This window comes from Pseudomonas sp. PH1b, from assembly GCF_000633395.1.
GTDB lineage: Bacteria > Pseudomonadota > Gammaproteobacteria > Pseudomonadales > Pseudomonadaceae > Aquipseudomonas.
The window spans coordinates 17,113-34,705 of sequence record NZ_AYMU01000005.1 but is presented as its reverse complement, the minus strand read 5'-3'; the positions used below and the strand labels follow the sequence as shown (position 1 = coordinate 34,705).

Genomic DNA, 17,593 nt, shown 5'->3' with positions numbered 1-17,593 from the left:
GTTCACTGGCCCACCGGGGTGCACAATTCGACCAGGGTTCCGGCCGGGCACCGTACATAGGAAACCACCTGCCCCCAGGGCTTTTGCTGTATGGCCGCATGCTCCGTGGCCCCGGCGGCCAGCGCCTTGGCGTGGGCCTTGGGCACATCGTCGGTGACCAGGGCAATCTCGATGCCCAGGGGTTTGTGCTGAGGGCTGCAGAACTGATAGCCGCCTTCGCAATTGGAGTCCGCCAGGCCACGGCTGGCGAAGGCCAGGGTCGTGGCGCCACTGTCGAGTTCACCGTAATCGCCGGACTCGTCGAGGAAGCGACGGGAGAAACCGAAGGCGTCCTCGAAGAAACGGATCGAGGCTTCGACATCGGGGACATAAACAATCGTGTATCCAAACTTCACAGTGTCACTCCTTTAATTACCCTGTTTATGAGGTTCATGGCGCCTGGGTGGCGCCCATGGAACCAAGGCGAATTTTCCCGGTAAGCGGCGCGATCCGCCAGTGCAGAATCAGCCTGGAACAGCATTTTCAGACACTTGCCGTCATGGCCTGCGGCCATTATTGAGGCCTCTGCCGAGGCGGCCCGTGGCAGCCCGCCGCTCTTGTCACGACCGCTCATGGGCCTGCCTGCCGGCCATCCGCCGCGAAGGCATCACGCCCCGCCGCGACAGCCAGGCAGTCCACGATCTGCTCCAGGGCTGCCCCGGAAAGGATGCTGTAGTGATCACCGGCCAGGGTCAGGCAATGAGCGTCCCGGGCCTGCTCGGCCAAGGGGCACAGCCCGCTGGACGCGCGTTCGACGCTGGCTTGCAGGTGCCAGGTCGGGCAAGCCAGCGGTCGATAGCGATAATCGAGCAAGGCCGCATAATGCCGGCAGAACAGGGCAAAGCGCTCCTGGGTGGCACTCTCGCAGACCTCAGGCACCGCCTGGCCTGCAGCCTGGATCTGGGCGCAATGCTCCAGGTCGTACTGAAACAACTGCTGCAACAGGCTCGGTGGCAATTCCAGCACCGTGTCCAGCGGCGCTCCCGCGTCGAGGGTCACCAGCGCCAGTTGCCGATGGCCACGGTCGCTGAGCAGGCGGGCCATTTCCACTGCCAGCACGCCACCGAACGACCAGCCGGCGAGCACCACCGGACGCGCCGCCTGCAGGCTGTCCTGCAACTGCTCCAGGTACTCCCGGGCCTGGTCCTGAAGCGTATCGAAACGCTGGCCGGCGTCGGCACACAGCCCCATCACCTGGAAATCCTCGCGGGTGGCACGAATCAGCGGCCAGTAGCACGACAGCGCTCCGCCCACCGGGTGCACCAGTACCAGCAAGGGTTGCTGGCCGTGGGCAGCGGCGCAAAAATCCACCCGGTTGCGATGCCGCTGTCCCGTGCCCTGCACATGGCCGAGCAAGGCGTTGACCGAGGGATAGGAGTAGATGTCCGCCAGGCTCAGGTCCAGCCCCAGTTCAGTGTTCAAGCCCAGCAGGATATGCACCGCGTGCAGCGACGAGGCGCCCCGCTCGAACCATGAGTCAGCCGGGCCGCGCACGGCCGGCAGCACCCGCTGGACGCAACCCAGCAGCAGCTCCTGCCGGGCTGAGAACCCCGGGTCGTGCGCCGGCACGCGGGGCTCGCAGAGGCCTGGCAACAATGCCACCAGTGCCCCCCGGTCCACCTTGCCGTTGGCGGTCAGCGGCATCTGTGGCAGCGCGAAGAGCTGCACCGGCAGCATGTAGGGATTGAGGTACTGCGCCGCGAATGCCAGCAATTGCTCGGCATCGGCTGCCGGCTGGCCAGCGACGAAGAATCCGTACAAGGCCCCGCCAGCGTCCACGCACACCGCCACCTGCTCGACCCCGGGCGCACGCCCCAGTACCGCGTCGATCTCCGCCAGTTCCACGCGCATGCCATTGAGCTTGACCTGCAGGTCCTCGCGGCCGAGGAACTCGATCTCTCCGTCCATCCGCAAGCGCCCCATGTCACCGGTGCGGTAGACCCGCTGCTGCAGCCCGGGCTCGATGAAGAATGCCTGTTCGGTCCGTTGGCGATCATGGGTGTAGCCCGCCGCCAGGCCGTCGCCGGCGATGTACAGCATGCCCTTGACCCCAGGCGGGCAGCGCCGGCCCAGGGCGTCGAGAATATAGAACCGCTGGTTGCTCAAGGGCCGGCCGTAGGGAATGCTCGGCCACTCCGGATCCACTTGCTGCACCTCGAAACAGTTGGACCAGATGGCCGCCTCGGTGGCGCCCCCCAGGGCCACGAAACGCGAGCCTGGCGTCAGCTCCCGCAGGCGCCCGGGCAACCCCAGGGCGATCCAGTCGCCGCTGGCCATCCACAGGCGCACGGTCGCTGCCGGCGCCGGCAGGCCCACCGCCCTGGCATAGCCCAGGGCCATTTCCATGATCGCCGGGACCGAGTTCCAGACACTCGCACCGTGGGTCCGTGCCGCGTCGAGCCAGGCCTGGGGCTCGGCCCGATCGCCATGGGCCGGCAGGATCAGCGCACAGCCGCACAGCGCCGGCATGAACAGGTCGAATACCGACAGGTCGAAGCTGAACTCACTGACCCCCAGCAGCCGGTCCTGGGCGTCGATGGCAAAGCGCTCGCGACAGTCCTGCAGGGTATTGAACGCCGCGCGATGACTGATCGCCACCCCCTTGGGCGTGCCCGTGGTCCCGGAGGTGAACATCAGGTAGGCCAGGGCGCTGTCGACCGCCGGATAGGCCGGCGCGATACCGGGGCCCTGCGCCTCGGGCGATGCCAGCCAGTGCCGGTAGTCGAGCGACCAGTTCACCGGTGATGCGAGTACCGCCGCGATGTCCGCGGCATCGTCGCCCAGCACCGTGGTGGCCGCCGCCTGGTTGATGATCGAGTGCACCCGGCGCACCGGGGAGCTCTTGCTCACCGGAACATAGGTCGCACCGGCCATCAGCACCGCGTAGATCGCCACGACGTTGGCGCTGTCCCGACTGCCGCGCACCACCACATGGTCGCTGGGGCCCACGCCGTTTTCATTCAGGTGGCTGGCCAAGCGACTGGCCAGGCGCAACAGCTCGGCAAAGCTCAGGCTGGCGCCATCGCTCAACACCGCCGGCGCATCCGGGCGCAGCGCTGCCTGCCGGGACAAACCCTGATGCAGGGACTGACCCGGCAGCGGCTGCGAGGTGTGATTGAAGGCATCGACCTGGGCCAGCAACGGCGCGGTCAAGGCCAGCTCGCTCAGTTCCCAGGCCTCCGGCTGGCCGGCCAGACGCTCCAGGGCCCCATGGAAATGCTCGAAGGCCTGGGCAATCAGCCCGGGCTCGAACAGGCCCTCGCGCTCGTCCCAGGACAGGCACAGGCCCGCCTCGCTCGCAAAGGCCTGGGCATCGATCCAGATCTGCGGCGTCATCATCGCGTGATCGGTCTGCTGCAGTGGCGGCGCCGGCAGGTCCATCTCCAGCAACGAGGAAAACACATAGGGCATCGGCGGCTCGGTGCCGTCCTGGCGCTGATCGTGTTCGCGGATCCACTCTCGGACCACCGACACCCCATCGTAGGCGGCGTGCTGCAAGGCGGCATACAGATCCTGCTGGACCCGCTGGGCGCAGGCGGCGAATGCCAGGGGCTGGGATGGCAGGTCGAGCAACAGGGTATCGGCAAAGTTGCCGATGGTGCGGGCGAACTCCGGCCCCAGCAGTGTCCGGGTGCTGTACATCACGCTGCAGGTCACCGTGGCCCTGCCCGACCAGCGCGCCAGGGTTTGCAGGTACACCGTCAGCAAGGTGGCATTGAGCGATACCCGATGATGCCGCGCAGCCGCCGCCAGAGCCTGCTGCAGTGCAGGCGCCAGGAGCGCCCGATGCTCGATGAAACGCGCCGGCGCCGAGGGCGCTTGCCTGCGGCGTGCCAGCGGCAGGTGCGGGCCGGCTGCCAGCTGGAGAATCTTGTCCTGCCAGTAGTCGCGGGCCTTGAACCTTGCCAGGCGCCGCGCCCGGCTCCACGCCGCCACCTGGGCCGGTGCATAGCCATCCGCTGCCAGTGGGGCATTCCCGGCCACCAGCGCCAGCAAGTCGCCGATGAAAATCTGCACCGCCGGGGCATCGAACAATGCCAGCCGATAGACCACATGCAGGCAGCGCTCCTCGGCGCCTGCCACCAGCACCAGGCGAAACAGCGGCTGCTCCGCGGTCAACGGTGCAATGGGCATGGCGCTGTCGGCCAGGGCCGTGCAACGCCGCGGATCCGCGCCCTTGGCGGCGGCCTGCTGCTCGACAACCAGCCGCGGCACGGCCATGGGCTTGAAGCGCGGCGCCTGGGCATCCAGGGTGTAGGCCAGAATCGGATGCAAGGCCAGCAGGCGCGGCAGTGCCGCCTGCAATTGCGCCGCCGTGGGCACCGCACCGGCATAGACCAGGTGCAGATAGGCGGCACTGCCCTGGCTGAACGCCGAATGCTCCCCCAGCCAGTAGGCCTGGCGCAGCCCGCCGAGGTGAGACGCCAGTGGGTCCGGGGGGGCCAGGTAGGCCAGCAAGCGGCTCCTCTCATGGCCCACCGAGTGGCGGATGTCGTCCGGCAGCCCGGCTGCACCGCAGTAGTAGCGCAGGCGCCCGCCGTCCTCATAGAGGTGCACGCCGCGTTGCTCCCAATCCTCGATCAGGGTCGCCACCGCCTGGCTCATAGCTCGCCCTCGGAGACTGCGCCGGCACGGCTGCTGGTTGCCGTGCGCAACAAGGCGTCGACAAATTCGCCCAGGGTCGCGGTGCCGACAATCAGGGTCAGGTCGATGCCGTCCTCGCCGCACAATGGCGGATGCCGCTGTTCGAGCAGAGCGCACAGTTGCAGGGCCTGGAGCGAGCTGCCGCCGATGGCAAAGAAGTTCTGCCCGGCGTTCAGTTCGTCCTGCGCCACTTTCAGCAGGCCGGCGCAAAGGCCCAGCACGTCGTTCATCAGTTGGGCCCGCAGCGGTACCCTCGTCGCACTATTCATGGCCAGCTCCCACCAGCGCCGCCGCAGCCAGGGCGTAACCGTCGGTGCCCAGGCCGGCAATGAAGCCGTGGCACAGGGGCGCCAGCAACGAACTGTGACGGAAGCTCTCGCGGGCAAACAGGTTGGAGATGTGCACCTCTATCCAGCGCCCCGGATAGTCCTGCAACGCATCGCGCAGGGCCCAGCCGGACATCATCAGCGCCCCCGGGTTGATGATCATCGCTTCGGCCTGGTGCTGACTTTCGATGAAATCGATCAGCTCGCCTTCGTGGTTGCTTTGCCGGGCCAGCACCGTCCAGCCACGAGAGGTGGCGACCGCAGTGACCTCGCGGGTGATCTGGTCCAGGGTCTTGGTGCCATAGACCTGCGGTTCGCGCAGCCCCAGGCGGCCCAGGTTGGGGCCGTTAAGCAGGAGTAATGTCGGCATGGCGAGCCACCTCCAGCAAGGCCAGGATCTGGCCTGGCGCAGTCAGTTGATAGGTACTCGGATAGCGCCGGATCTCCTCGCCAGGATGATCCCAGAGCGCCAGCGCGGTCTGCATGCCCGCTGCCTGGCCGCACTTCAGGTCGGCCAGTGCATCGCCCACGAACAGGCAGCTCGACGGTTCCAGGTGCAGTTGTTCGACGATCATCCGGGCCATGTCCGGTGCCGGCTTGGGGTTGGCCACATCGTCGCTGCCGACGATGCAGGAGAAATACCCCAGCAGCCCCAGGTACTCGAGAATGGCTACGGTTCGTCCATGGTCCTTGCCCGTGGCGATCGCCATGGGGATGCCCCGGGCCTGCAGGCTCGCCAGCAGCTCCCCGACGCCCTCGAACACGCGGATGCGCTGCATTCTCGCGTTGCTTTCACGCATGAACACCGGGTGCATCTGCGCCGGCAGGCCCATGATCTTCATGATCTGCACGAAGCTGCGCCCCAGGTGCTTGCAGTACTCGCTGAACGGCGGCGGCTCGACGCCCGCCCCCAGCACCTCGGCATGGGCTGCGTGATAAGCCTCGCGAATCACTTGCTTGCTGTCGATCAGCGTTCCGTCGAGGTCGAAGATGACCGCACTGATGGGCAATTCAGACATGGGTCGCAGCCTCCATCGCCGCTTGATGATTCAGCCCCCGGTCCACCGTGGCCGCCATCGACTGCACCAGCAGGGGCAAGGGCGAGAGAAACGCCGCGACCCTGGTGAATTCGCCGTTCGGGTCTTGCAATACCCGTTGATAATCCAGCTCCAGTACCTGCATGTTCGGCCGCGAGCGGACCCACGCCAGCACCTGGGTCACATGCTCGCGATACAGCCGTGCCAGGTCCTCGGCTTCCTGTCCTCCCCAGACCTGGCCGCTATGGTGCTCGGCCATGTCTCGCTGGGAACGGATCACCGCATCGATATCGCGATGCATGAACAGCACCCGATACCCGTGGGTTGCCGGCAGGTGCTGGAGAAAGCGCGATACCAGCTTGACCGCGCGGCCGCGGGCCTGGTCCATCCAGCCCAGGTAACCGTCCCGCGACTTGACCGCTTCCCATTCGAAATAGCCATGGGGGTTGCGCTCGTCACCCTGGCGCAGGTTGTCGGTCAGCGGCGCCAGGCCGGCACTGGCCAGGGCACGCATCATCATCGAGGTGCCGGAACGCGGCAGCCCGGAAACCACGGACACGAAGCCGCCATCGCCGGCCACGCAGTCCTGTACATTCATGCATTCAAATTGCTTAAGCATCCCAGCTCCTCACTCGTTGTTCCCCGGCTGCCCGGCGCCCTCGGCTGCCGCCTGCGGGCTGCACTGGACCAGGCCCAGGCGATTGCCGAAGGGGTCCTCGATCACCGCCTTGTAGCTGCCCCACGGGGTCAATCCCGGCGCTTCGATGAGCATCACCTGGGGTGGCATCCGGGCAACCAGCGCATCCAGCTCCGGCACCATCAGGTCCAGCATGCTGGCCGGCGATGGCCGCGCCATCAGCGGGTCTTCGATCAGGCCGAACCCGGCACCGGCCTGCTCGTCCACCTCCAGGCTGATCCAGCAGGTCGGGGCAAAGCGCCGGCTGACCTGCAACCCCAGGACCTCCACGTAGAAGGCTTCGGCGGCCGCCAGGTCGGGAACCGCCAGGGTGGCGAAACACAGGCTCGACGGACTCAGCATGGCTGGCACTCGCGGGTTTCCTCGGACAGCGGCCGGGCTCCAACCTGGAATTCGAAGCCCACTCGATGGCGAATCAGCGCACACACCACCGAGGCCTCGATGCTCGCCGCCAAGTGCTGCATCAGCGTCGCCAGCTGAGCGGCCGGCCAGCCTTCGACTTGCAGTTCAAGCTCGATGTCCTGCAGATGGACCGGGGTCGGCGCCACTTCACACATGCCGCGAATGTCCACCATGGCCCGCACATCCAGGCGTACCGCGCCGGGCAACTGCTGGCGTCGGTTGAGCTGCGCCAGGACATCGGCGGCAATCGCCATCAACAGGTATTCCTGGGGATTGGGGCCCCAGTCGATACCCGCCAGCTGCTTGGGCTGGTCGATGGGAAAGCTCCGCAGGTCCCGGGGATCCTGGTGGACGAAATCAGCCCGCAGCTGAGTGCCATAGAGCCATTGGCAATCCAGGGACAGGGCCTGGCCCTGAGACTGCGCAGCCCCCCGGGGCGCCTGGTCGAGGGGGCAAAACCGTTGCCAGGGACCTGCGCCCTCGGCATCCACCAGGCGCGCCGACAGGCCCAGGGCCTGGACGAAGGTCTGGTGATTGGGGCTGTGGGTCTTCACCGCCTCGATCACTTCCAGCGCCTCGCTGATTTTCTTGTCGGTTCCCGAACGGATGTCGTAGCGCACCTGGGGAGCGGCGGCACCTGCCTCCTGCAGGACTGCACTGGTGGTCATGGACAGATGATCGACCGTGGTCCGTCGCGCGGAAAACCCCGACACCGCGGACACCAGGAAACACCCCGAAAGCGCCGCCAAGGCCAGTTCCTGCGGCCAGGCCGGGTCCAGCAGGCCGTGGCAGTGCAGCGCCGGGCTGGGCTGGATCGGCACCTCGAAATGCCGAGGCGCGCGCAACAGGCCGATCACCGCCGGCGCCACCCCCGCGAGCATGCCGGCGGCAGGCGAACAGTGCGCATAGGCGGCGTAACGGAAGATCGCCTGGGCCGGCTCTTGCTGGATCTCGTGGACGATCTCGCTGAAGCCCGAGATGTTCATTCCGTTTCTCATGGCTGACGCCCTCCTTGGTAGACCTGGCGCAAGGCCTGCTCGAGATCGGCACACAGGTCATTGGGGTCCTCGATTCCCACTGAAAGCCGCACCAGCCCGGGATTGAGCCCGATCTTTTTCTGCTGCTCGAGGGTCAAGCCGCTGTGGGAGGTATTGAACGGCAGGCTCACCAGGGACTCGACACCGCCCAGGCTGGTGGCACAGGTGATCAACTTGAGGTGCTCCAGCAACTCCAGGGCCGCCGGATCCCCGCCCTGCAGTTCAAAACCGAGCATGCCGCAGGTGGCCTGGCCGGCGTACTGGTACAGATGGGGGTGGGCATACTCCTCGGCGTACACCGAATGCACCGCGGTCACCCGCGGGTGGCGCTCGAGAAAGCGCGTCACCTGCCTGGCTCCCGCGGCATGAGCCTGCATGCGCACTGCCAGGGTCTTCATGCCCCGCTCCAGGAGAAAGCACACGAAGGGGTCCAGGTTGCCGCCAAAACGCAGCAGTTGGGCCCAGATCCGGTCCACCAGCTTGCGGCTGCCCGCGACCGCGCCACAGGTGGCATCACTGTGACCGTTGAGGTACTTGGTCGCCGAGTGGATGACGATGTCGGCGCCCCACTCCAGGGGGCGGCAACTGATGGGTGAAAGGAAGGTGTTGTCCACCACCAGGAGAATGTTCTGCTGCTTGCACAAGTCGGCAATGGCCAGCAGATCGATGGCCTTCATCAGCGGGTTGGACAGCAGCTCGAAGAACATGATCTGGGTCTGCGGGCGGATCGCCCGGCGGATCTCGTCCAGGTCCAGCGGGTCGACATAGCTCACCGAGCGCCCGGCCTGGCTGATGTCCGCGTGCAGCAGGCTGTAGCTGCCACCGTACAGATCGTAGGAAGAAATGATGTGGCCGTTGCGGTTGGTCAGGGCGAACAGGGTCGAAGCAATCGCGGCCATGCCCGACGACAGGACCAGGGCACTTTGCGCGCCCTCCATGGCCGCCACTTTCAACTGCACCGACCATTGCCCCGGGTTGCCGTAGCGACTGTAGGTGGGAATGTCACGGATGTAGCCTTCCAGGAACGATTCGTAGGTGGTCTGGCTGAAGCGGAAGGTGGTGCTGGGAAATATCGGCGTGCCCACGGCCCCGGTCACCGGGTCCTCATAGGTGCCGGCGTGCACGCAGAGCGTCGCCGGAGCCTCGCCGGCGGTCAGCCAGCGATTGTTCTCCATCGCAGGTCCAGCCAGGCGCTGGCGGTTGAGCTGGTTGAGCCAGGGCAACTGGGCGTCGGTGCCGGGACGATTGGCAAACACCGCCTCAGTCTTTTTTGCATCGTTCACACGAATTCCCTCGTCGTTCGATTCTTCCGGGGGCCTCGGCGGGTGCCGGGCCGCCCACGTCGGCGTGCGCTGGAAACCGCGCAGCCGACCTTGGCAAAGAGACACATGCCGTCATCGCCCTCAGACGACCCGAGCCTGGGTCTTGTCGGCGACAAAGGCTTCCAGGCGCTCCAGCGAGTTCACCAGTTCAATGGACAGCTCGTTGTCCTCGATGGAGAAGCCGAACTCGGTTTCCACCTGGATCAGCAACTGCAAGGCGTCGATCGAGTTCAGCCCCAGGGTGCCGATCAGGTCGCCACCCGCGAGGTCCTCGCGGCTCAGTTCACGGCCCACGGTGCTGGAGAACACTTTGATCAAGCGGTCGGTATCGGTCATTTTTTAGCTCCTGCTGAATAACATCGTGCATTGATAAATCGTCGATTCGCGGCGCCAGACTTCCTCGCCGACGAACCCCAGGCGCGCCAGCGCCGCAACCACCTCGGCCTGCCTCGGGTACTGGCAGCCACCATGGGTCAGCCAGTCCACGCCGACGGCCGCCGAGGCCGTGTCGCAAAAGAAAATCTCGTCGATGATCAACCGCCCCCCTGCTCCCAGGCGCTCCAGCAAGGCAGGCAAGGCCTGGGCCACGCAGGGCTGGTGCAAGGTGTTGTCGAGCACGATGACGTCGAACAGGCATTCATCGAGCTCGGCCAAGGTTTCCCGGCTGTCCACCGGAATATCCGCTGCCGGAGGATTGAGCCCCCCCAGTTGCACGATCCGGCTGGCGTTGCAGTCCAGGCGTCGGCGGCCCAGCAAGGCCTGGGTGTACACCGCGCCGGTGGCGCAGATGTCGAGCAGGCGCAGAGCGCCCGCGGTGTGCTGCAAGGCCTTGCGCCAGGTCAGTTGCGCGGCCAGTTGCTTGTCTGCCCCGGACACTGCGCGCTGGTAGCGGCGCTGCAATTGCGGCTGCTTGGGACTCTGCTCGAAGGCGCGCCGGTCGAGGCCGTCATGCAGCACCGCCAGCAGCTCGTCGAGGCGGTTCCAGTGCCGGTTGTTGAATGCTTCCAGATCGAGCACCGGAGCCAGGGCCTCAAGCTCCTGTGGCTGCACCTGGGGCCCTGCCGCCTCCTGTACCAGGCCGTTGGCCTGGGCCGTGTCGAAGGCCACCGCCAGGGTCTGCGCATGCAGCCCGGTTCGCTGGGCAATCTGGTCGACGCTCAGGCCCTGGGCGCTGAGTTGCAAGGCGCCGCACTCCCACAGGGCCAGCAGCAGTTGCGAGCGCTTGTAGGCGTGGGCCGCGTCCAGCAATACCCGGCTGGCGGCCGGGCGGTAACGGCGACTGAGCAGCGGCTTGCCGTTGCTGCTGCGAGCGATCAATGCCGTGCGCTCAAAGCGGTCGGGCACCTTGGCCGCCGCCAGGTTCTCCTGGCAATGCTCGCGCAGGAGCCCGGGGTTCCAGGGCCGCTCGGCACTCCAGACCACGAAGGCAAAAATATGGTCGTTGCCGGACTGGGCCGACTTCACCGCCCGCACCGAACAATCGACTACGTCGGGGTGGCTGGCAAGCACCGACTCGATCTCGAAAGGCGAGATCCAGCGCTCGCCCCGACGGATCGCCGTGCTTTCGCGACCGACGATGCTGTAGCCGGCCGGGCTCTGCTCGGCGATGTCGCCAGTGTCGTAGATCCGCCCATCCTCGAGCCGCACCTTGAGTGCAAACGGCTGTCCCGGCGCCCCCGGTTCGAGGACCTCGATGCCCGGCATGGGCTGGCCGATCGACAACGCGGGCAACGGCGCCACGCCAGCAAACAGCGCACCGCTTTGCGTGCTGCCATAGTTGCGCGACAGGCCCAGGCCGAACGCCTGGCGAAATTGCCCATCGATGCTTGCATCCACCGGCCCGGCACCGGACATCACCACCTTGAGCTGGGCCGGGCGCTCACCTTGGCCAACCCGCTGGGCCATCAAGGTCGCCAGCAATGGCGTGACCACGCAATGACTGGCGCGCAGGCGCAACGCCTGCAGCGCCGCCCCCAGCTCCGTAGGCTTGCAGATTTCCACCTGGGCCCCGGCCAGCAGCGCTCCCCACAGCCAGCCCAGTGCATAGGCGTGGTACACCGGGGCGATGAACAGCACCCGATCCTCGCGGCTCAGTTGCAACAGTCGGCAGTACCGCAGGCCTTCGTCGCGCCAGCTCTGCAGGTCGCGGAAAACCAGCGACGGTTCGCCGGTGGTTCCCGACGTCAGCAGGTAGATGCCACGCCTCTGTGGCTGCGCGGCCTGGCCCTCAGGCGCAGCAGCACCCGGTTCAAGCACCGTCACCCGCAGTTCACCCTGCTCCAGTTGCACGCTGTGGGTGATCGCGCCCTGGGCGGCATACCGCCGCAACTCCTGGGGCTTGGCATCGCTGGCCACCAGCAGCGGCGACAACCCCTGCTCCAGCAGCATCAGCAACAGCGCGGCATGCTCGAGGCTACTGTCGAACACCAGCAGCAGGCGTTGCTGGCCGCTGCCCGCCAGTTCCCCAAGCTGCTGGGCCCACTGGCTGCGTCGGGCTGGCGGCAGCGAAGTCAGCAGCGCAGCGCTGCTCAGTTCGGCAAACCAGCTGTCGTCGATCCGTGACTCAGGCGCCATGTCGATACGCTTCCTTGGCTTGCTCGAGCAGGGTCCTGACGGCCGGTGGGGCGTAGGACGGCGCGCGGCACAACTCGTCCAGGCTGATGGCGTCCTCGAAATACAGGCTCAGGGTGTCCCAGGGGGTGAAGCAGCCCTTGCAGGCATCCAGCCGTGGTCGCTCGGCGAGCAGCAACTGATAGAACGGCGAGCGGTTCACCGGCGCCAGGGCCTTGTTCCAGTCCCGCTCCAGCACATTGCCCATGTTGTGGAACCAGATGTTCGGGCAGGGGGTGGCGACGCCGTCGCTGAAGGTCGACAGCACCAGGCGCGGCAGGTGGCAGCGCCAGGTGCGCCGGCCCTGGTGATAGAACGAACTGAGGCGGTCCAGGTAGGCCTTGGGGGGCAGGATCTGCGGGTAGCGCTCACGCAGTTCGAACAGCTCGTCGATGAAGGAATACTGCTCGGGGCGGACCTTGAAGGTCTCGCTGTCCGGGCCCCGGACGGGGAACGGAAACAGCTGCGGCGGATTGTCCGCAAACCCGGAGCACCACTCCACGAACTCGCGCAGATACGGCGCGCTGCGGTCATTGAGCACGCCATAGATTTCCAGCGGCAGGCCGGCCTCGAGGACCATCGCGATGCGCTCCATGATCATCTCGTGGATGCGCGGCGACAGGACCCGGTAGCTGTTGCCCTGGTAGTTGCTGCTGTCGAGGGAGATCTGCACCACGACATTGCCCAGTTGCGCCAGGCGCCGGACCTTGTCCCGGGTCAGCGGCAGGCCGTTGGTCTGGACGATCAGCACTTCATGCAAGGGAGACATGGTCTCGATGAAGCTCATGATGCCCTTGATGATGAAGATCTCGCCGCCAGTGAGTTTCAGCAGCGGTGGCTTGAAGGTGCGGTTGACCCGCTCGACGATGGTCTGCAGGCGCCGCCCCAGGTCGCTGTCTTCGCTGTAGACGTCATGCACCGGTGGTTGAAAGATCAGCTTGCCTTCATGGGACGATTTCATGTTGCTCTGTCCGGTCAGGCAGTAGGTGCACCCCAGGTTGCAGGAGTCTTCGTTGATCACCAGGTCGTTGCCTAGCAACTGGCTGTGACCGAGGAAGTTCACCGGTTCGGCATTCGTCATGGCTCAAGCCCCTTTGCTGAACTGGATGTCGCGCAGGCTCAGCCCGGCGCGGTGGAGTTGCATGCTGATGCCCAACTGGACCTGGCGCAGCTCGCCGAGCTTGACCCGATAGAACTGCTCGACCTCCGGGCGCCGCTCATGGGCATAGGCTTCGTCAAGGGTTCCCAGCTCGGCCAGGTCGGTCATCTCGGAAATCAGCGCGTAGTTGAAGTCGCTCATGAGCCGGCGCAGTTCGGCGGCCTTGGCTTCGCCCGCTTCGAGGATCGCCGTCCCCCGCAAGTCGCCGATAACCGCACGCCGCAGGCGGGACATGAAGGTGTGCATGACGATGTCGTAGGTCTCGAACTCGAACACCGCCGGTTCCTTTTCGATGACCATTTCCGAGGCGTACTTCTCGCCGTAGAGCAAGGCGCTGATGGTCGACAACTGGCGCACCCGCGGGTCTTCGAAGTCGTAGCTCAGGGCATTGAGCGATACATCGAAATCATCATGCAGCTTGCCCTCGCCACGCAGGGTCTCGACCGCCTCGGCGCCGGGATAGAGCTCCAGGCGCACGGTATAGCGGCGCAGGTTGTAGCCCATGTACTCACGCAGGAAGAGGTTGTTGTCGCGAATCTCCTGGAAGGTCGACCAGGGGTGATAGGCAATGAATCCGAAGGCCACGTAGATGCCGGCGCCGCGCACCAGTTCGATGGCCCGCTTGTTGTCCTCGACCGTGGACTTCTTCTTCCAGCGGTCCAGGCCGATCTGTGACCCCGACTCGATGCCGATCAGGACCTTCTCCAGGCCCGAGCGATACAGCAGGTCCAGCAGCGGCTGGTCTTCGGGGTGCCAGTTCTTGGCCTGCATGCAGCAGTTGTAATAAATCTTCAGGCCACGATCGAGCACGCCCTGGGCGATATCGGCGATCCGCTGCTTGGCGAACGGTGCACCGCCCGGATCCTCGAAGGTCGAGTCGACGAAGTCGAAGGTGTTGAAGTTGTACTTGTGATAAAGCCGCTCGATTTCGTCGACGATGTTGTCCGGGGTCCTGGCCCGCCAGAGCTTGCCGGGGTTGATCTTGTTGCCGGCATGGGGCGCGTTGCAGAAGGTGCAGCGCGCGGTGCAGCCACGGGTGGTGGCCAGGCGCAGATAGGGCAGCTTGCCACTGTTGAGTTCGAACTGGTCCCGTGCCGGCTCGGGCAGCATGTCGAGCTCCGGCACCGGCTTGCCAATGGGGTTGTCGATGACGAACCCGCCCTCCTCGCGCCAACTCAGGCTCGGGACCCGGGCGTAGTCGCCGTGATCCCAGAAGGCCTCGACGTAACGCACCAGCGGCACGTCGCCCTCGCCGCGCACCAGCGCGTCAAGGAAACTCCAGTTGGGGTTGCTCAGCAACTTGGAACCCAGGAAGGTGGCCAGCGGGCCGCCGGCCAGGAACGCCACCTGTTCGGGCAGGGCCGCACGCAGCGCCGAACCGAAAGCGGTGGCATGGCTGACGGTGACCGTGGTCAGGGAGAAGCCGATGAGATCGGGCTTGAAGGCCACCACTTCGGCGATGGCGATCTCGTCCCCGTGCTGGATCGACTTGACCTCGACCACCAGGCACTCGGCCCCCAGGTCCCGCAGGATCGACACCAGGTAACTGACCCCCAGGTGTTCGGAACTCATGACCAGGTCGCCATCGAGCAACACCGGAAAGCACACGCGCATCGGCTGAGGCTGGCGAAAGTCGACACTGGACTGCAACGGATTGGCCACTGGCACGTCGATCGGGTCAGCCAGGTTGGCCAGGGGAATCAAGCCGTCGGCGGCGTTGGTGAACTGCACGGTTTCCATTAAAAATACCCAATTTGTTGTAATTGGCTGTCCATGAAGCGCTGTTCTTCTTCACTCATTCGCTGCCCTCCGCAGCCTTGGCGGCCAGGCTCGCGGCGGGGCTCATGGGGCGGTTCCACCAGCCAGTGGCCTTCCAGCCCTTCAGGCACCGGCAGCCCCAGGTGGGCCAGGATCGTCGGGTAGATGTCTTCGATCCGCGCTTGCAGCGCGGTATCTTCGGGAAAGGTCGAACCACGGATAAACACGATGCCGTCAGGACGGTGCACACCGCGCTGGGTCGGCGTGCTCCAGACTTGCCCGGTGAGCGCCGGGGTCGGCATGACGCTGAAATCCCTGGGGATCAACAGGTAGTCGGGAGCGTCCTGCAGGCGTGCGCCGGCATATACCTGCTCGGCCTTGACCAGGCTGAACCAGGGCTGGCCCTGTTCATCGAGCACCTGCGCCAGGGCTGTGCGCAGGCGTGCCTCGGCCTCTGGCAACTGCTCGGCGCGCAGTACCCCCTGGGCTTCGCGCCCCAGCAGATTGGCGTTGACGCCGAAGCAGCCAGGGGTGGGCATGTAGAACTCGGTGCGCGACCAATCGACCACTCGCCGGTAGCTGCCGGGGGCATCGAACCAGGAACGTGCCCCCGGATCGTCGTGGGACGCCTCGGCACCCGAGTCCTGGAGTTCATAGCGGGTCGCCAGCAGGCCCTGTTGTTCGAGGAACTCGTGGACGCTGAAGTCCGCTTCACACCGCCCAAAGCCATGGTCGGAAGCCACCACCACCAGGGTGTCATCGTCGGCCAGGGTCAACACAGTGCCCAGCGCCTGATCGATATCGATGTAACACTGTTCCACCGCAGTACTTGGTGCCGAGTTGTCGCCCCAATAATAATGACTGACACGATCAACTTCAGTGAAGACTACAAACAGTGCATCTACCGGCCGAGTGCGCTGCAGGAAACAGCAAGTATCGGCACGCCCCTTGATAAACTGCCGCGCCTGTTGGCAGTAATCTTCCTGGCCGCGATACATAGTGACAATATCTGAATGATAGTGCAGCCCCGCTTGCATCAACTCATGCATCAAATTGGCGGGCGAGGTATATCTCAGGGTCTTCGCCAATGGCCAACTGATCATATAGCCGTCTTGCAAGTCTGCCGGCGGATGAGTCATGGGAATGTTGTAGGCACCGACTTTCAAGCCTTGGCGCTCAAGGGTCAGCCAGCAGGGTTCACGCCCGTAGTCGGCCGCGTTCATTGCTCGGAAACGATAGTCCGCAGACTGGGTCGACCAGAACTGGTAGATCCCGTGTTCTCCCGGAGAAACCCCGGTAAACATTGAGGCCCAGCCCGGTGCGGTGTGCGGCGGGAAGGTCGACTGCAGCACCCCATGGGAGGCACGCCGACGCAGGGCACTGAAGTTCGGCAACAGCCCCCGAGCCATCAACTGCTGGAGTACCTCATGGGACGCCCCGTCGACACCGAAGACCAACAACTTCAACTTCTGATCTTCCATGATCACACCCCTCCAACACTGGAATTCAACTGAATGAACTTTTATCGAGACTGCAGAATTGCACTTATAACAGGCGCAACTCGCCAGAGGCGCCATTCCGACGCAACTTAAATTCACGTATTAAGCTCAAGACTCGCAACTGCCGGCCACAGCCAGAACAGCAGCCAAAACAAACTAACACTGACCCAAAACAAAAAACCCGGAAAAGAATTTCAGACTTGTAACAAAATCAATCCGAGTATGAATCGATATTTCCAGCAAGGCGTGAACACGCAGTGTGCGGACCGGGACAGTACTCTGACGCCTGCGAGTTGCGATAGATGAACCTGCCAATGAGGCGATGAATCAATGGCTCGGTTTCCTGTGGCCCCTTGCCGAGGGCGGTCGCGGCGTTAGCTGGGGCATGCGCCGTTGCGCGGTGCCGCGCCAAGGTCCTGCCTGCGCCAACAGGGCCCCGAAACAATTTGAATCAACCTCTTACATACTCAAATAACCCTCCGGCAATTTGCCTGGAAACCCTGCCCTGGCTCCCCCATCATCGACGCCTGCAATCTGGCCTGCGCAGCCTTTCACTCACCGACCCGCGCCATCCGTACGGGTGTCGAAACAGGGAAGTCCTATGAACCCGAACGCCAATGCTTTTTTTGGAAGGCACACGCTGGGCGAGCTATATCAGATCGCCCCGGAAAAGCTCAATGACCTGGATGCCTTGACCCGGCTGCTGTGTGCAGCCTCCGCCGAAGCCGGCGCGACGGTCTGCGGCACGCTGACCAAACGCTTCGAACCACAAGGTGCGACAGTTCTGGTGATGCTCGAAGAGTCACACGCCTCCTTCCATACCTACCCCGAGCACGGAGCCCTGTTTCTCGATATCTTTACCTGCGGCACGACCTGCGACCCGGTCAAGGCGTTCGACTACATCTGCTCGAGCCTGGGCTGCAACGTACGGGCGATGAAGATCGTCGAACGGGGCGAAGCGCAAACCTGCCTGCCAGCCAGCCTTGCACCGCCTGCCATACGGCACCAGACCGCCTCGGTCGATCCTTAGGGGCCGCCGGTGCAGCGGGAACTGCACGGCCTG

16 protein-coding genes are annotated in these 17,593 nt (G+C 65.0%); 1 reads left to right on the top strand and 15 read right to left on the bottom strand.

The features are described from left to right. Positions 1 to 2: 2 nt before the first annotated feature. From U873_RS0109515 to U873_RS0109445, 15 genes are all read right to left on the bottom strand, one after another. Positions 3 to 395 carry a VOC family protein gene (locus U873_RS0109515; protein ID WP_025128029.1) on the bottom strand — a complete coding sequence of 131 codons (393 nt, stop codon included), beginning with the start codon at positions 393 to 395 and terminating at the stop codon, positions 3 to 5. Continuing rightward, a complete protein-coding gene (locus U873_RS0109510) occupies positions 392 to 613 on the bottom strand; it encodes a hypothetical protein (protein WP_025128028.1) in 222 nt (73 codons plus the stop codon). The genes U873_RS0109515 and U873_RS0109510 overlap by 4 nt, the downstream gene beginning before the upstream one ends. Further along, a complete protein-coding gene (locus U873_RS34740) occupies positions 610 to 4,644 on the bottom strand; it encodes a non-ribosomal peptide synthetase (protein WP_025128027.1) in 4,035 nt (1,344 codons plus the stop codon). The genes U873_RS0109510 and U873_RS34740 overlap by 4 nt, the downstream gene beginning before the upstream one ends. Beyond that, positions 4,641 to 4,952: a phosphopantetheine-binding protein gene (locus U873_RS0109500; protein ID WP_081818628.1), complete on the bottom strand. Its 312-nt coding sequence runs from the start codon at positions 4,950 to 4,952 to the stop codon at positions 4,641 to 4,643. The genes U873_RS34740 and U873_RS0109500 overlap by 4 nt, the downstream gene beginning before the upstream one ends. Beyond that, a complete protein-coding gene (locus U873_RS0109495; protein WP_025128025.1) occupies positions 4,945 to 5,379 on the bottom strand; it encodes a type II 3-dehydroquinate dehydratase in 435 nt (144 codons plus the stop codon). Before U873_RS0109495 ends, U873_RS0109500 begins: the two co-directional genes overlap by 8 nt. Next, entirely contained in the window at positions 5,357 to 6,028 is a 672-nt protein-coding gene (locus U873_RS0109490; protein ID WP_025128024.1) for an HAD-IA family hydrolase, read from the bottom strand. The genes U873_RS0109495 and U873_RS0109490 overlap by 23 nt, the downstream gene beginning before the upstream one ends. Beyond that, a complete protein-coding gene (locus U873_RS0109485; protein ID WP_025128023.1) occupies positions 6,021 to 6,665 on the bottom strand; it encodes a sulfotransferase in 645 nt (214 codons plus the stop codon). Before U873_RS0109485 ends, U873_RS0109490 begins: the two co-directional genes overlap by 8 nt. 9 nt (positions 6,666 to 6,674) lie before the next feature. Continuing rightward, entirely contained in the window at positions 6,675 to 7,085 is a 411-nt protein-coding gene (locus U873_RS0109480) for a VOC family protein (RefSeq protein WP_025128022.1), read from the bottom strand. Continuing rightward, complete coding sequence (locus tag U873_RS0109475) at positions 7,079 to 8,143, bottom strand: OsmC family protein (RefSeq protein ID WP_081818627.1); 1,065 nt, start codon at positions 8,141 to 8,143, stop codon at positions 7,079 to 7,081. Before U873_RS0109475 ends, U873_RS0109480 begins: the two co-directional genes overlap by 7 nt. Further along, positions 8,140 to 9,465, bottom strand: a complete 1,326-nt coding sequence (locus U873_RS0109470; protein ID WP_025128020.1) for a PLP-dependent aspartate aminotransferase family protein — start codon at positions 9,463 to 9,465, stop codon at positions 8,140 to 8,142. The genes U873_RS0109475 and U873_RS0109470 overlap by 4 nt, the downstream gene beginning before the upstream one ends. A 120-nt stretch (positions 9,466 to 9,585) precedes the next feature. Further along, complete coding sequence (locus tag U873_RS0109465; protein WP_025128019.1) at positions 9,586 to 9,840, bottom strand: acyl carrier protein; 255 nt, start codon at positions 9,838 to 9,840, stop codon at positions 9,586 to 9,588. 3 nt (positions 9,841 to 9,843) lie between these two features. After that, the gene (locus U873_RS0109460; RefSeq protein ID WP_025128018.1) at positions 9,844 to 12,078 is read right to left on the bottom strand and encodes a fatty acid--CoA ligase family protein; all 2,235 of its coding nucleotides are present in this window, start codon (positions 12,076 to 12,078) and stop codon (positions 9,844 to 9,846) included. Continuing rightward, positions 12,068 to 13,195, bottom strand: a complete 1,128-nt coding sequence (locus U873_RS0109455) for a radical SAM protein (RefSeq protein ID WP_025128017.1) — start codon at positions 13,193 to 13,195, stop codon at positions 12,068 to 12,070. The genes U873_RS0109460 and U873_RS0109455 overlap by 11 nt, the downstream gene beginning before the upstream one ends. 3 nt (positions 13,196 to 13,198) lie before the next feature. Further along, entirely contained in the window at positions 13,199 to 15,013 is a 1,815-nt protein-coding gene (locus tag U873_RS0109450) for a B12-binding domain-containing radical SAM protein (protein ID WP_025128016.1), read from the bottom strand. Further along, positions 15,013 to 16,512, bottom strand: coding sequence for an alkaline phosphatase family protein (locus U873_RS0109445; protein ID WP_025128015.1), 1,500 nt, complete (start codon positions 16,510 to 16,512; stop codon positions 15,013 to 15,015). The genes U873_RS0109450 and U873_RS0109445 overlap by 1 nt, the downstream gene beginning before the upstream one ends. Before the next feature lie 619 nt (positions 16,513 to 17,131). On the opposite strand from U873_RS0109445, the gene speD reads away from it, so the two are divergent. Beyond that, entirely contained in the window at positions 17,132 to 17,560 is a 429-nt protein-coding gene (gene speD / locus U873_RS0109440; RefSeq protein ID WP_025128014.1) for an adenosylmethionine decarboxylase, read from the top strand. Positions 17,561 to 17,593 lie beyond the last annotated feature (33 nt).